The organism is Gracilibacillus sp. HCP3S3_G5_2 (assembly GCF_052063305.1).
Classification (GTDB): Bacteria; Bacillota; Bacilli; order Bacillales; family Amphibacillaceae; genus Gracilibacillus.
Map to the genome: position 1 here is coordinate 358,448 of NZ_JBQHXU010000003.1, position 14,470 is coordinate 372,917.

Here is a 14,470-nt window from a genome sequence, read left to right on the forward strand (position 1 = left end):
GAAGATTCCTCCTTCTATTACACTACAATGTATTCAAGAATAAAATTGCTTATTCAATTGTTTTTTTGTATTTTTTTACCATATCATAATAATAATGTTCAGGATAAGTATCTTGCTCAATATTCTCCGAAAAATCTTGCATAAGACGCCATACTTTTAACAAAAGCTGATTACCATTCGCTTTAAAAAAGACTAGAAAAAAACGAAGGTGCTTTTCTTCTTTTGATAAATATGGATCGTCTAAAATATCCATTAACTGCTGGAGTTGTTCCTTAGAAAGGGATGCAATGGATAATACATGATTTTCCAATACTCTTTTTGTCTGTTGCAGTTCTTCTTGTATCTGAGGACCTTGTAAAACAAATGAAGCTAATAACCCGACGGCATAATACGTTTGATAATCCCGTAAGTAAGTACCTTCCCCTTGCCTTGTTTCGATAATACCTAACAACTCAATAGCCCGTAAAGCTTCTCTAACAGAGGACCTGGCTGCATCTAATTGTACGGATAGCTGTCTTTCGGATGGCAGCTTATCACCAGGTTTATAACCATCTTCTTTAATAAGACGTTGAATTTCGTTTAATACTTGCTGATACACTTTCGTGCGCTCTGACATTACTTTCCTCCTGTAAGTCTTTACTGGTCAGACCAATTAACTATTACATTATATCAGATCAATAGATGATGTAAAGAGGCACCCTTCTATGAAGAATGCCTGATCACTATATTATCCTCTCCAAAATATTGTTTTAATTCTTTGACAACATTCCAAGCACTGTCAAGGTTATAGCTACTTGACAACTTAAATAATTGCCGTTGTTCTTCCTGATACAGATATACCGTTGAAGAGCCAGGGTATTTCGTTGCCAATTCTTCCAATTTCGCTAGCGATTTTTCTTTTTCCTCTACTACTTTAATATAGACACTATCGGTTGTTACTTGCTTTTCCTCGAGCTGATATGGCTGAACATCATTAACAATCAGCTGTTTTTTTTCATTTCGTTCTTCTAATTTTCCTTCCACAAATATAAAGCTATCTTCTTCAAGCCAGTGATTAACCTGTCTGAATATGTTCGGAAATAATACAGTGTCCATTTCTCCTGTTTCATCTGAGATCGTTGCAAATGCCATCGTTTCTCCTTTTTTCGTTCGAATCACTTTCAAGGACTGGACTACTGCCGCCATTTTTATCTTTCTTTGTTTTAGCTGATGTACCTGTTGAATCGAAATATATCCATATTTTCGAATTTTTTCACGCACCTGTGCTAAAGGATGAGTGGACACAAAAAAGCCAATTACTTCTTTCTCCATCATCAATTGCTTCATAATTGGATACGGATCCGTTTCCGTATACGATGCCTCTAAGGCAAGATCTCCTTCGAAGAAATGAAGCTGGTCATCAAATTCTTTGAATAATTCACCTTGCTCTATTGCTTCATCAAGACTAGCCAATAATGTGGCACGATTATCATGCAATTCATCGAATGCACCTGCTAAAATTAATGATTCAATGTTCGATCGATTAATTTTTTGCAAAGGTACCCTTAAGCAAAAATCGAATAAATTTTTAAAGTGTTGATTCTTACGTGCATCTATGATAGTTTGCACAACTTGGTATCCTATTCCTTTGATCAAGTTTAAGCCAATCCTGATACCACCCTTTTCTGCCTTAAACTTACCGATACTATGATTAATAGAAGGAGGCAAGATCGTTATATTCCTATTTTTTGCTTCACGTATATAAATCTGGATCTTCTCCGTATTCCCTATATGCATACTAAGCATTTCAATAAAGAATGCGAGCGGATAGTTAGCTTTCAAATAGGCTAGTTGATAGGCAATAACACTGTAAGCAACTGCATGACTTCTGTTAAAACCATAATTACTAAAGCGGACTATCCAATTAAAAATTTCTTCTGCAGTTTGTTGATTATAGCCATTTTCCAAACTTCCATTAATAAACTTTTGCTTATTATCCATTATTAGCTTTTTATCTTTTTTACTGACTGCTCTTCTAAGGATATCAGCTTCTCCATATGTAAAGCCGGCCATTTTATGAACAATTTGCATGATTTGTTCCTGATAGACGAGTACTCCATATGTTTTTTGTAATATCGAAGCTAAATCTGGATGAAGAGCAGGTATTTTCTGTTGCTTATGCTTTCGTTCAATATAAGTTGGAATAAATTCCATCGGACCTGGACGATACAAAGCATTCACAGCTACTATATCTTCAAAGTTAGTGGGACGTAATTCTCGTAATACTTTCTGCATCCCCTGTGATTCCAATTGAAAAATACCATTTGTTTCCCCTTTTTGTAATAGTTTATAGGTATGTTCATCATCAAAAGGGATATTTTCCAAGGAAATAGTTTTCTTATAATGAAACTCAATTTGTTTTAGTATTTTTTCTATTAAGGTTAAATTACGTAACCCGAGAAAATCGATCTTTAACAAGCCGATTTTCTCTAAGTCATTCATTGGATATTGTGTTAATGCTACATTGTTTTGTGATGGCATCGTCGCCACGTGCTGTGTCAATGGTTGATCACTAATAATTACTCCAGCGGCATGTGTGGATACATGTCGAGGAAGTCCTTCCAATTGATTAGCAATTTTAAACAATCGCTTTAATTGCTCTGATTGTTTCACATAATCTGTTAATTCAGGTGATTGCTTTAAAAGTGTAGCAATTGTACTGTTACTATCTTTTGGCAATGATTTTAATATATATGCCTGGTCACTGTCGGCAATATCAAACACTTTAAAAAGCTCTCGCAATAGCGATCTCGCAGCAAACGTACCAAAAGTGATGATTTGTGCCACATGATCCTCACCGTATTTATCGATTACATACCGAATTACCTGATCCCGTTTCTCATCAGAAAAGTCAATATCGATATCTGGCATTGTCACACGATCCGGGTTTAAGAAACGCTCAAATAGTAAATCATATTGAATTGGATCAACATCTGTAATACCTAAAAGGTATGCGACAAGTGATCCGGCCGCTGATCCACGACCAGGTCCTACCATTATGTTGTTTTTCTTTGCATAATTCACAAAGTCCCAAACAATAAGAAAATAATCACTGAAGCCCATCGACTGGATGACGTCCATTTCATAATGGAGACGATCAGTGATTTCGTCTGTTACGTGTTGATATTTTTCCATTAATTTCTTTTCACAAAGCTCTTCTAAAAATTGATCCGCATGGTCATCACTTGGAACAGGGAATTTAGGTAGTAGCTTTTGATCCAATAACAGTTCTACTTTACATTGTGCGGCGATTTGATTAGCTTCTGTCAGTAATTCTGGCCATGCCTGGAAATCTGCCTCCAGTTCTTCAGGTGATTTTAAGTATGTACCTGTCATTTCCTCTAACATTGTCTTTTTCCATTTCACACCTTGAGCTATTGCCTGCAAACTACTGTATGGAAGAAGGTCTTGCTTATTCAAGTATCGTATATCTGTTATTGCCACTTTATCTATATCCACGTGTTCGAGCAAATTTCGGCTAGCAGCGATTTTTGCGGTTATACCTAAACGCATATTGTTTAGTGAACATTTTCCTTTGATTTCTTGTATATTAGTCGCTATTTGTTCTAATTGCCACTGTTCAGCAGGGAAAATGGTAATAAGAGATTCATCAAAGTTCTCTAGTATCTCGGGCGTTATCTTTTCGCCTTGCTGCAACGATGTACTTATCTGTAACAGATATTTGTAACCTGTCCTATTCTTGGCCAAAGCGATGGCTTCAACTGAACGTTCCTCGATATCAAATTGGTAGGACAAACCGATAATCGGATTAATCCCTGCATTCTTACATGCCTGATAAAAAGGAATCGTACCGTGCATGATTCCTTCATCTGTCAATGCAAGATGCTGATAGCCATAGCTTTTCGCTTTATTTATTAAAGGTGCTATTTGAATCGTGCTGTTCATTAAAGAGTAACCGCTTTTGATTTGCAGTGCAGCATACGACATACGCTCACCTCCTACGCAATGCGATCAAACGTTCTATTTATAGTAGAAAATATTGATATTGTATGTTATAAACAATCAAAAAGCAAACATTCACTCTGCTCACAAAGCTTTATTCTTTGGGTTTTCCGTTCATTTTATTTATTATGTACTTTTTATTGTGTGTCAGGATTCCCATTTCCCTTAATTGTTATTATAACAGACCCTGTTTAACTTGTAAGTTCGTAAACATATAGTAGACAAGTTCACATATATTTTATTAAGGTCCATTTTTTCTTTGGGAGGGGTGTGAATGGAAGAACGCTTTATGGTTACAATGATTCAATGTTATTTTATCGCCTTTGGTGTAATGATTGGTGGGTCCATAATCGGAAGTATCGGTGCATTCGTCACAGGCGATCCTCCATTCACACATATCAACAGAATCGCAAAAAACTTGCGTATTTGGGCAATAGTTGCGGCAATTGGAGGTACATTTGATGCGATTTATAATTTTGAAAGAGGTATCTATGAAGGATCAACCATTGATTTAGTTAAACAGATACTACTGATCATTACGGCTATGGGTGGGGCTAACACTGCTTTACTAATAATTGAATGGATTATTCAAGAGGAGATTGAATAATGCACATACCTCCGTATCACAAACGTCCATCATGGCAACGGTTCCTTGCTGGTGTTTCGCTAGGTACAATTATCGGTTATATTATCTTTATTTATATGTTCGGTCAATTACAAGAGAAGTGGATTGAAGAAAATTTGGCGTTACGAAGTGAGCTTCAGGATCTAAAACAGACTTACGAAAATTTGCGAAAGAATCATGAAGCGCTTGATCAGCAAACAAAAGAAGGTATACAAGTAGCAGAATTAAATATCGAATTTCTGAATCTTGAAGAGCTACGATTAGAGAATGACCGCATTATGATTCACCAACTAGAAGAAGCGATTCGAACAGAGGCGGGCCATGCTATCGGCAGAAGTGTTGATGAAATTGCCAGTTCAGTAGATCTGCTTATCTCGACCATTGAAAACAAAACAATTAATATAGACGATTTCAGATTTCAAGCGGAGGTTAAAAGAATTATCGTATACGAGACCATTCATTTATCCATTGAACTTAAAACTGCAGAATCTTGATTATTCTCAAGGTCACACTTCCATAGTTGACCTTGAGAAATGATTGTTACAACGATTATTCTTTACATACTTGCTCTAAATCAGTTAATAAATTGTCTACTTCTTCCCACCGGTGAATCTTAGCACCTGATGCAAGCGGATGACCGCCCCCATGATATTTTGCCGCTACTTGATTAATCACTGGACCTTTCGAGCGAATGCGAACCCGAATAACATCGTCTTCTTCCACGAATATTACCCATACTTTTATCCCCTCCACATCCCCGAGGATTCCCACAACAGAGCTTGTTTCAGTAGGTTCCACATTGTACTGTTCCATTATTTCCTTCGTTAATTTCACAAAGCTTACACCAGTTTTAGAAACAGATATATTTTGAAGGATATACCCTTTCAGCCTCGCTATATTTAAACTTGTCTTATACATTTCCTCGTACATCTCTGTACGGTCAAAGTCATATCCTACAAGCTCGGAAGCATATCGAAAAGTCCTTTTAGTCGTGCTTGGAAATAAAAAGCGTCCTGTGTCACCGACAATTCCACTGTACAATAGAAATGCTGCCCGATCAGACATCTTTAAGCCTTTGCCTTGTTGTTCACTATAGAAATGATAAATCATTTCACTTGTTGAGCTTGAATTTACATCCACCCATTGAATATCTCCATAAGGATCTACAACAGGATGGTGATCGATTTTAATCACTTCTTTTGCCAGCTTGTATCGTTGATCAGAGATTCTTTCCTGATTCGCGGTATCACATACTATCACGAGCGACTGTGAGTAAAGCTCATCTTTAACATCATCCATTGTTGCCATAAATGATAAAGAGCTCTCTTCTTCTCCAACTACATACACTTTTTTATCAAGAAAACTTGCCCGAATGATTTCCGCAAGTCCGTTTTGGGATCCGTACGCATCTGGGTCTGGACGAACATGCCTGTGAATGATAATCGAATCGTATTGTTTAATTTTATCCAATATTTCTGACATTACTGACATATGTATACCCCTTTTTTATTAAACTGTTATTTTTTTACTAGCTTTTCTATTACACTCACGATACAATAGAAAAGTATTTTTATCTAGCATATAGCTTGCCATGTTGGGAGGTTTGTAAAAATGATTATTTTTCCAATTATTATCATCCTATCGATTTTTATGTATCTTTACTATAAAATCATGATAGCTAACGACCCTGATCCGCTTACCAAAGAAATCAAAAATGCTAAAGCACGAATTGCACTGGGGATTTTTATAAGCTTCTTCGGTATTAATCAATATTTATTCTATGAAACACAGCTGGCATTATTTATAACGATTGTATTTCTTTTCTTCGGTTTTCTCCAAGGCTATGGTGGTTATAAACGTTTGATGCATTATCGAGAGGAATTTAAGAAAAGAGCTCAAGCGAATCAATAATGTTTTTTTCAATTTGACTCGGACAATAAAGAAAAATGAGGAAGGAAAATCCGAACGTTCATGTTAGGTCTCCATCACGTCACCGTCCAATACTTCGCTTTTACCCTTGGACACAAGTACAACAGCTCTCAAGCGTAAATTGCTTTCGCCGTGTTTTCTATGTAGGTCGGGCATGAGCTAGTGTTGGTCCCAGGACGTGACCGTAACTAGCCGCCCGAGTCACAGGAGTACATTTATTTTGACTCACGATAAGTCAGAAATTGTTCGTATTTTCCGATCCTTGTCTTCAAACCTTTTTTCTACTCAGTTTAAATAGTATATATGGTAATGTATCGGGAAAATCAACTACCATTAACGATCAATTAATTGTGCCATCAGCAAGGCTTTTCCGACTACCTTTTTCTCATGATATACTTCAATGTCTATCTTTGCTGACTTTCTGCCTACATCGATAATTTTCGGCTGGAATGTTACCGTTGTTTCTAATTGTATCGGTTTTAAGAAATAAACCGTTATATTCTCCACCACTAGGTCCCCTTTTTTCTGCTGACGTAGCATTCTGCGGGCAGCCTCTATCACAAATGAAACGAAAACCCCATAAGAGAGTGTTCCTAATTGGTTGGTCATTTGCGGTGTAATCTCCGCATGATAAGTAGAGTAATGTGGATCTGATGGCGAATGATCAAAATAATTAGAAACTATATCATCAATTGTTTCACCTACTTGTGGTTGTTTCTGGATATGCTGAAGTGCTTTCAATACATCCTGACGAGAAATAAGCCCTTCAAGCTGGTGGTGATGGTCAACAACAGGCATAATTTCAATACCTTCCCATACCATCATGTGAGCAGCATATGCTAGCGAAGTTTCCTTCATCACAGTCAATGGATTTTTAGTCATCACTCTCTCAATTAACATATCCATCTTTCGACCAATGACATCTTTGGAAGTGACAATCCCGACAACCTTATTTTTTTCATCCACTACAGGATAACGGCTATGCGTCGTTTTTTCCTCCAATTCGTACCATCTGGCAACTTGATCCTTTGTCTTTAAAAAATATGTATCCTCTACTTTCGTATAAATATCTCCAACCAATACAATTTCTTTTTTAATCAACTGGTCATAAATAGCTCGGTTAATCATTGCAGCTACAGTAAAAGTATCATAACTAGTTGATATAATAGGTAACTGTTTCTGATCTGCTAATTGCTTGGTTGTATCATCCGTATCAAATCCACCAGTAATAAGTACAGCTGCTCCCTCTTTCAATGCTAATTGATGGGCTTCTGTTCGGTTCCCAACTATTAGCAGGGAATCCTTTTCCGTATAGCGCATCATCGCATCAAGCTTCATTGCACCGATCACAAACTTGTTTAATGTTTTGTATAAGCCGTCTCTTCCTCCAAGTACTTGTCCATCGACGATACTTACAATTTCCGCGAATGTGAGGTTTTCAAAATTTTCTTTTTGCTTACGCTCGATTCGGATGGTTCCTACACGTTCGATCGTACTTACCAAACCTTTGTTTTCTGCTTCTTTAATGGCACGATAAGCTGTTCCTTCACTTACATTAAGCTCTTTTGCAATTTGTCTTACAGATATTTTATTTCCTACTTTTAAGGATTCAATAAAGGATAGAATTTGTTCATGTTTTGTAGCCAATCGTTGCTCACCAATCTTTCATCTGTACTAGTATTTATTCGTCTATTTTAATTATACAGTTGTTCATTAGAATATTCAATTTATTCTTGAAATATTATACATTTCATGTTTTAAGCAAATGGTTAAACTGGACTGTTTTATTTTCTTTTAAGAATCTGTATTAATCGAAAAGTATAGTCATAGCCGGTTTTTCTATGAGACAGCTTTTTTGATTGTCGTTTACTGATAATAGGTAGAGCATAGCTTGTCAAAGTAAAAGGTCAAAGCAACATTGCTTTGACCTTCGTTTTATAATTCTACATATTCTCCCGGCTTTAGGGGAACAGCTTTTCCTGTTTTTACTTTGTTGCAGAAAGCTTCTCCATCTTGCTCGATTAGCGGGAATGTGTTGTAGTGCATAGGGACAACTTGCTTTGCTTTTATCCAGTCAGCTGCAATTAGGGCATCTTCTGGTCCCATGGTGAAATTATCACCAATCGGCAAGAAGGCTAAATCGATGTCATTCATCTCACCGATTAACTTCATATCAGAAAAAAGCCCAGTATCACCTGCATGGTAAAGGGTTTTCCCTTCCGCGAAGAATAAAATTCCTGCAGGCATTCCGCCATAAATCTTATTACCCTCTTCATCTTCGAACATAGATCCATGGAAAGCAGGTGTGAATTTTACTTTACCAAAATCGAATGTATGTGAACCGCCAATATGCATTGGATGTGTTTGTAATCCTCTCGATCCCAAGTATTCGGCTAATTCATTTGGTGCCACTATAAGGCAATTAGTTCGGCTACCAATACTAATTGTATCGCCTACATGATCATTATGTCCATGTGTCAACAAAATAAAATCGGGCTCCTCGGCATCCGGATTTAAGTCACTTGTTCCATTACCCGTAATAAACGGGTCAATTAGAATGGTGTGAGCTGATGTTTGAATTTTGACACAGGACTGTCCGTGGAAAGATACTTTCATGTTCATATGCACTCCTTTTTCAATAAAATTCTATACCCTATTTTCCCATATATAGTTAATTTAAACATCTATTAATAATATTGCCAAGCATTTTCATATATTTCTATTAGAATGGGATTTATTAGCGTATTAACCTCTAATTCTTTCTGTTCTCCATTACTGTCCAATATATTCTCATCTTCATCCTTACCGAATATGGTTAAACTTTTCAATATGTCATTTGTTAGAAAATTGGTGTCGACATCAATTGTTAACGAATCAACCTTAATTTCATCCCTACTTGCCATGACAAAGCCCCAATCACCAAAACTCGGCACATCAACATGTAAATTTTCCACCTCTAATCCAGTTGAGCTAACTGTTTCAGAAATGGTCCAATATACTTCTCTGGCAAATACAGGACTTGTTGCTTGCACCATTGCAGCACCTCCAGGATGAAGATGATTTCGAACAAGGGAATAAAATTCTTTTGTATATAATTTATTGAGGCTTTCATTATTCGGATCAGGTAAATCTACAATAATTACATCATACCAATCTTCACTCTTCTCTAAAAACCCGAAGGCATCCTCGTTCACCACATTGACACGATCATTCTGTAATGAGTGATTATTTAATTGAAGGAGATGTGGATTGGTATTAGCCAGTTCGACAACTGCTGGATCCAAGTCTACTAATGTTATGTTGTTGATTTCTGGATATTTTAATAATTCCTTTACTGCCAAGCCATCACCACCACCTAGCACTAACACTTCTTCATGACGTTCTGCATGAGCCATTGCTGGATGGACTAATACTTCGTGATAGCGGTGTTCATCGATGGAGCTAAGTTGAAGGGCACCATCAAGATATAGACGAACATCTTCCTTTTGCTTGGTCATAATAATTTTCTGATATTGACTTTCTTCGAGATGGATAATAGGATCTTTATACATTTTTTGTTCAAAAGATAAGGCTAGTGACTCGCCAAAAAGTAAACCTCCGATTAACAAAATCGCGATAACTCCCCCAATTATTACATGCAAAGTCTTACGAATGATCTCCTTACGAAAGAAATACAGAACCACTAATGCAACAGTAAGATTAATCAAGCCTACTAAAAAGGCGGTTTTTACCATTCCTAACTGTGGTCTCAATAAAAAGACAAAGAGTAATCCGCCAATCAAGCCACCGGCATAATCGGAAAATAATACCCTTGCCGTACTTCTTTGTAATGTAACACCTATCTCATTAGCTTTTCTGATAAGAATCGGTAATTCCACACCGGTTAACGCACCTATAATCAAGGTTATCGAATATAGAAACAAGGCATCGGTTCCACTGGATAAAAACGCGGTTGCTGCAAACATCAAAAAGCTGGAGAAACCGCCAATTAATGCTACAAAATATTCAATATAAATAAAGGATAGTACTAAATGTTTCGTTACCCTTTCACTCAAACTTGCGCCTATTCCCATTCCCGTGAGAAATAAAGAAATAGTTAATGTATACTGTTTTACTCCATCACCTAATATGTAAGAGCCAAGTGCACCGAACAAAACTTCGAATATGATCCCACATATCGATACAATACCAGAAGCCCAATAAATGAAATTACTCTGTTTTAATTTAATTTCTTCCATAATACGCCACACTTCCTATGATAGTCACGATTGGAAAAGCCTGACCCATCATCGAAATGGTCAGGCTTTCTGCATTATGTGATGGAAGCCCCAATAACAAATGCCAGTCCAACAGAAACAGCAAACGAAATAATACCAACTGCTATATTATTGGCTTTTAGTTGTTCTTCTACAGAAAATTTCCGTGTTACTCCTTCAAAAATCAAATATGCTACTAACTGCAATACAACTCCATAAGCACCCCATATTAGCGTTTCGACTACGTCAATACTGTGATAAATAGCGAATGCCAAAACAATACATATTCCTATTATTTTCCCAGAAATGGATAAAGCAATGGCATGATTGCCATCTCTAATTTGATCCCAATCTTTATACTTAGTAGTGAGCAACTCAAAAATGATAAGTCCAATGATAACAATGATAATAGCCGCTATAAAATAAATAAATGTAGAAATAAAAGGTTCCATATATTCCATTCTCCTTTTTTCTTATTTTCCTGTACTAGGTCCACCACCACGAAAAGACCCTAATCCTCTATTTTTAGTAACTCCACCTTTATTATAGCTTCGTGTGGTAGAGTATCCACCGTAACAATCGTTTGAACTGCAATAATTTCTTCTATTAGATACCCAATTGTTCCCAAAGAAGCTGTCGAGCATTCGAATAGTGAAATATGTAGTTAAAAAATTGGGTGAATAGTTTTGACGTACAAACTGCTCACTAGCTACTTCAATAAAGGTTGCATCTTCTATTTCTTCACTTTCTTTGAGAATAATGAAGAGATCAGAATAAGCAAGTATTTGCTGACCATCAATAAATTCACTGATTTCAACAGGCTGTTGAATCTCTGCAATTAGATCGGCTAACTCTTCTACTTCAAATTGTAGTGTACCATACACATTTGCAGTAGTATCTTCACCGACAACTGAATCTACAAAAGGGAAATGATTGGCGATAAGTGCTTCCACATTTGAATTATTGGCTGACCTTAATCGTTCTATAATTTGCTCTTTTGATTCTGCGACCTGCAAATCTTCTTCTAAAATAGTACTTGATTCATCGAAAGCTGACAAATTGGAGAATGAATCTGAACTACAGCCAACAAGCAAGATAAAAAATAACAACGTAATACTAAAAACAATCTTTTTAATCACTCCATGCTCACCTCCTGTTTAAGTCCTTTAAGCAGAAAGAGGGCGTTCCAAAAGTAGCTTACTAAAAAAGTAAACTTTCTTAAGGAACAACCCTTGATGCTTTTGGTTTGTTACTCTTTACCTAATTTCTTTTTAAGGGCTGCCAGTTCGTCATCTACGTCATTTTTTGCTAATTGTTCAAATTCATCATCTAATGTTTTGCTTGCAGCTGATAGATCTTCACTTGTATCTGCTTCTGCTTCGAATTGAAGTACTTTTTCCTCCATACGTTCAAATCCTTGCTTAGAAGCATCATTACCGATAGATGACATCGTACGATTCATTTTCGTACGAGTTTTAGCAGACTCTGCTCTTGCCTTTAATGAATCTTTCTTTAATTGCATTTGCTGATATTCTTTCTTCATTTCGTCTAGCTTTTCTCGTAGCTGATCTGCATCCTGCTTTGCTCTCTCCCAGGATTCACGTAACGAATCAGCTTGTGCTGCTTGTTCATTCTTATCTTCTAATGCACGTCGAGCAAGATCTTCATTTCCAGCTTCAATGGCTTTTTCTGCTTGAGCTTGGCGTTTTTCCACTAGTGCCTGTGCATCATCCGACTTTCTTTTTAGCATTTTTTCATTCGCAATTTGTTTGGCTACAGCTGCTTCTACCTCACGGATATCAGCTTCCATATCACGCATAAACTGGTCGAGCATTTTCACCGGATCTTCTGCTTTGTCTAACATAGCATTCAACTCTGAACTAACCACCGTTTTTATTCTTTTGAAAAATTGAAACATATTTATCTCCTCCTAAATAATAGTTAATGTGAACCTGCAATAATTTTCACTTCATAGTTTTCAATTGGATAACCAATACTTACTTCTACATCACTATCCCATTCTTCCAAACTGATAAAAGAAGATTCACTCGCATCACAATACTCAGCATAACGAATACACTGACCAGTTAAGGAACTACTTCTTCCTTCTCCTGTCACTTCTGCCTGACCACTTTCATCGATAGAATAGGTTTTGTTATTAAATATTAACTGATTAGGAAAATCATTTGCTTCAGGAAGTTGCATTTTCTCATAGATTCCAAGTTCTAACTCATCATCCATCTCAGCAGCTAACCAGATTGTTTTCTCTTCTCCTAACAGCTGATAACTGTACCATTTATAATTATTTTGCCTGTAGGTTATTTTACCAACTACTTCATAATCAGCTAAGTCATATTCAATAATATCCCCCACTTCTATGGAAAGCACATCTCTTTTTCTAACTGTTGCTTTCTTCTCCTTTTTATTAAATAATCTTGAAAAGAAACCCAATAGCATCCCTCATTTCTTTCTCAAAAATGGGTTGTTATTCTTAGATACGGTTTAACATGAAAAAAGTTTCAATATTTTTAAAAATTCTATAAGAAAAATAAACAATAATGGTAGCGGTTGTACAAAGCGTAAGTTCGTTCACCTCCTTCTATTAGAGAAATAGTGTGTGGTATGGAATGAAGACGACGCATTATTTGTCTTACCGAAAGGAATAGCTATTTATCCTTTCGCTTACAAAAGAAGTCGATTTATCGGTGTTGATGAATAACATCTAATCCACCTGTCACCTCAACAACGGTACCTGTTACCATATCTGCATTGTCCTCACAGAAAAACATCACCGCTCTTGCGATATCTTCTCCAGTTCCTGAACGACCAATTGGTGTGTAGGTATCCTCTACCTTTCTGCTTTCAGCTATCGATGACTCTTTCATTTCTCCTATAATATCACCAGGACAGACCATATTCGAGGTAATTCCATGCTCTGCTTCTTCGTATGCAATTGATTTGGTTAACGATACTAATCCAACCTTTGCTGCAGAAAATGCCGAGCGATTAATCCATCCAGCTGCTGAGTTTGCACTTTGGAATCCATAATTGACAATCCTGCCAAAATGCTGCTTGCGCATTGCTGGGATAGTTAATTTCAACAAATGAAAAACAGCATCTAAATTGCCACGAATCATTTGATTCCATTCATCTTCTGTATGATCCATTAATTTTTTTCTTTCAAATATAAATGGTCCCGCATTATTGATTAAATAATCGATGGTACCAAACCTTTCCACGGCCTTATTCACAGCATTAGATAGATCTTTTTTGTTACAGACATCGGCTTGAATAATTTCAATGGATGCTTCCGGGTATTTTTTTAACATTTCTTGTGCTCGTTGCTGATCTCTGAAATATGTAATAGAAACACTATGTCCCTTTTCGATAAATGCTTCTGTAACTTTTAACCCTAAGCCTTTTGTTCCAGCCGTAATAAAGGCGTGTCCCATGTTTCTTCCTCCTTATCCATACTTCCTTCCTACATTATATGTTACATGATTGTCTGATTTTTTTCTATTATTGTGAGCAAATTCTGCATGAACAGTAGGTTTTTGTATAGATGAAGAGTGGTATGTGAATAGTAGAAAAAAATTTTATAAGAATTAACACGTGTAAGCGTATACATGATATAATAACACTATAGATGTTAAAGGAG

Annotated in this window: 14 protein-coding genes; 3 read left to right on the top strand and 11 right to left on the bottom strand. The window is 36.5% G+C overall.

Annotated elements, in window-relative coordinates; translation table 11 throughout:
- Nucleotides 1-49 precede the first annotated feature (49 nt).
- Nucleotides 50-616 (bottom strand): FadR/GntR family transcriptional regulator, encoded by a 567-nt coding sequence (locus ACTNEP_RS06765; protein WP_441161012.1) that lies wholly within the window; start codon nt 614-616, stop codon nt 50-52.
- A gap of 86 nt (nt 617-702) precedes the next feature.
- Nucleotides 703-3,987, bottom strand: coding sequence for a DNA polymerase III subunit alpha (dnaE, locus tag ACTNEP_RS06770; RefSeq protein WP_441161013.1), 3,285 nt, complete (start codon nt 3,985-3,987; stop codon nt 703-705).
- A gap of 289 nt (nt 3,988-4,276) precedes the next feature.
- On the opposite strand from dnaE, the gene ACTNEP_RS06775 reads away from it, so the two are divergent.
- Together ACTNEP_RS06775 and ytrI are read left to right on the top strand one after the other, a co-directional pair.
- Complete coding sequence (locus ACTNEP_RS06775) at nt 4,277-4,609, top strand: YtrH family sporulation protein (protein WP_441161014.1); 333 nt, start codon at nt 4,277-4,279, stop codon at nt 4,607-4,609.
- Nucleotides 4,609-5,121, top strand: a complete 513-nt coding sequence (gene ytrI / locus ACTNEP_RS06780; RefSeq protein WP_441161015.1) for a sporulation membrane protein YtrI — start codon at nt 4,609-4,611, stop codon at nt 5,119-5,121. The genes ACTNEP_RS06775 and ytrI overlap by 1 nt, the downstream gene beginning before the upstream one ends.
- Nucleotides 5,122-5,176: 55 nt before the next feature.
- On the opposite strand, the gene ACTNEP_RS06785 is transcribed toward ytrI, so the two are convergent.
- A complete protein-coding gene (locus ACTNEP_RS06785) occupies nt 5,177-6,118 on the bottom strand; it encodes a DHH family phosphoesterase (protein WP_441161016.1) in 942 nt (313 codons plus the stop codon).
- Between the two features lie 120 nt (nt 6,119-6,238).
- On the opposite strand from ACTNEP_RS06785, the gene ACTNEP_RS06790 reads away from it, so the two are divergent.
- Entirely contained in the window at nt 6,239-6,538 is a 300-nt protein-coding gene (locus ACTNEP_RS06790; RefSeq protein ID WP_441161017.1) for a YtpI family protein, read from the top strand.
- A 351-nt stretch (nt 6,539-6,889) separates the two neighbouring features.
- Here ACTNEP_RS06790 and ACTNEP_RS06795 read toward each other — a convergent pair whose 3' ends face one another.
- From ACTNEP_RS06795 to ACTNEP_RS06830, 8 genes are all read right to left on the bottom strand, one after another.
- Nucleotides 6,890-8,203, bottom strand: coding sequence for a DRTGG domain-containing protein (locus ACTNEP_RS06795; RefSeq protein ID WP_441161018.1), 1,314 nt, complete (start codon nt 8,201-8,203; stop codon nt 6,890-6,892).
- Between the two features lie 288 nt (nt 8,204-8,491).
- Complete coding sequence (locus ACTNEP_RS06800; protein WP_441161019.1) at nt 8,492-9,172, bottom strand: metal-dependent hydrolase; 681 nt, start codon at nt 9,170-9,172, stop codon at nt 8,492-8,494.
- Nucleotides 9,173-9,243: 71 nt separating this feature from the next.
- Entirely contained in the window at nt 9,244-10,797 is a 1,554-nt protein-coding gene (locus ACTNEP_RS06805) for a polyamine aminopropyltransferase (RefSeq protein WP_441161113.1), read from the bottom strand.
- 71 nt (nt 10,798-10,868) lie between these two features.
- Nucleotides 10,869-11,264, bottom strand: a complete 396-nt coding sequence (locus tag ACTNEP_RS06810) for a DUF350 domain-containing protein (RefSeq protein WP_441161021.1) — start codon at nt 11,262-11,264, stop codon at nt 10,869-10,871.
- A 21-nt stretch (nt 11,265-11,285) separates the two neighbouring features.
- Complete coding sequence (locus ACTNEP_RS06815) at nt 11,286-11,951, bottom strand: DUF4247 domain-containing protein (protein WP_441161023.1); 666 nt, start codon at nt 11,949-11,951, stop codon at nt 11,286-11,288.
- Between the two features lie 110 nt (nt 11,952-12,061).
- Nucleotides 12,062-12,730: a PspA/IM30 family protein gene (locus tag ACTNEP_RS06820; RefSeq protein ID WP_441161024.1), complete on the bottom strand. Its 669-nt coding sequence runs from the start codon at nt 12,728-12,730 to the stop codon at nt 12,062-12,064.
- A 23-nt stretch (nt 12,731-12,753) separates the two neighbouring features.
- Complete coding sequence (locus tag ACTNEP_RS06825; RefSeq protein WP_441161026.1) at nt 12,754-13,263, bottom strand: DUF4178 domain-containing protein; 510 nt, start codon at nt 13,261-13,263, stop codon at nt 12,754-12,756.
- A 248-nt stretch (nt 13,264-13,511) separates the two neighbouring features.
- Complete coding sequence (locus ACTNEP_RS06830; RefSeq protein ID WP_441161028.1) at nt 13,512-14,264, bottom strand: SDR family oxidoreductase; 753 nt, start codon at nt 14,262-14,264, stop codon at nt 13,512-13,514.
- Between the last annotated feature and the right edge of the window lie 206 nt (nt 14,265-14,470).

Coding starts and splice junctions, on each gene's coding strand:
- ACTNEP_RS06785 (WP_441161016.1), bottom strand. CDS start 6,118: ATGTCAGTAATGTCAGAAATATTGGATAAAATTAAACAATACGATTCG.
- ACTNEP_RS06775 (WP_441161014.1), top strand. CDS start 4,277: ATGGAAGAACGCTTTATGGTTACAATGATTCAATGTTATTTTATCGCC.
- ytrI (WP_441161015.1), top strand. CDS start 4,609: ATGCACATACCTCCGTATCACAAACGTCCATCATGGCAACGGTTCCTT.
- ACTNEP_RS06810 (WP_441161021.1), bottom strand. CDS start 11,264: ATGGAACCTTTTATTTCTACATTTATTTATTTTATAGCGGCTATTATC.
- ACTNEP_RS06800 (WP_441161019.1), bottom strand. CDS start 9,172: ATGAAAGTATCTTTCCACGGACAGTCCTGTGTCAAAATTCAAACATCA.
- ACTNEP_RS06830 (WP_441161028.1), bottom strand. CDS start 14,264: ATGGGACACGCCTTTATTACGGCTGGAACAAAAGGCTTAGGGTTAAAA.
- dnaE (WP_441161013.1), bottom strand. CDS start 3,987: ATGTCGTATGCTGCACTGCAAATCAAAAGCGGTTACTCTTTAATGAAC.
- ACTNEP_RS06765 (WP_441161012.1), bottom strand. CDS start 616: ATGTCAGAGCGCACGAAAGTGTATCAGCAAGTATTAAACGAAATTCAA.
- ACTNEP_RS06820 (WP_441161024.1), bottom strand. CDS start 12,730: ATGTTTCAATTTTTCAAAAGAATAAAAACGGTGGTTAGTTCAGAGTTG.
- ACTNEP_RS06790 (WP_441161017.1), top strand. CDS start 6,239: ATGATTATTTTTCCAATTATTATCATCCTATCGATTTTTATGTATCTT.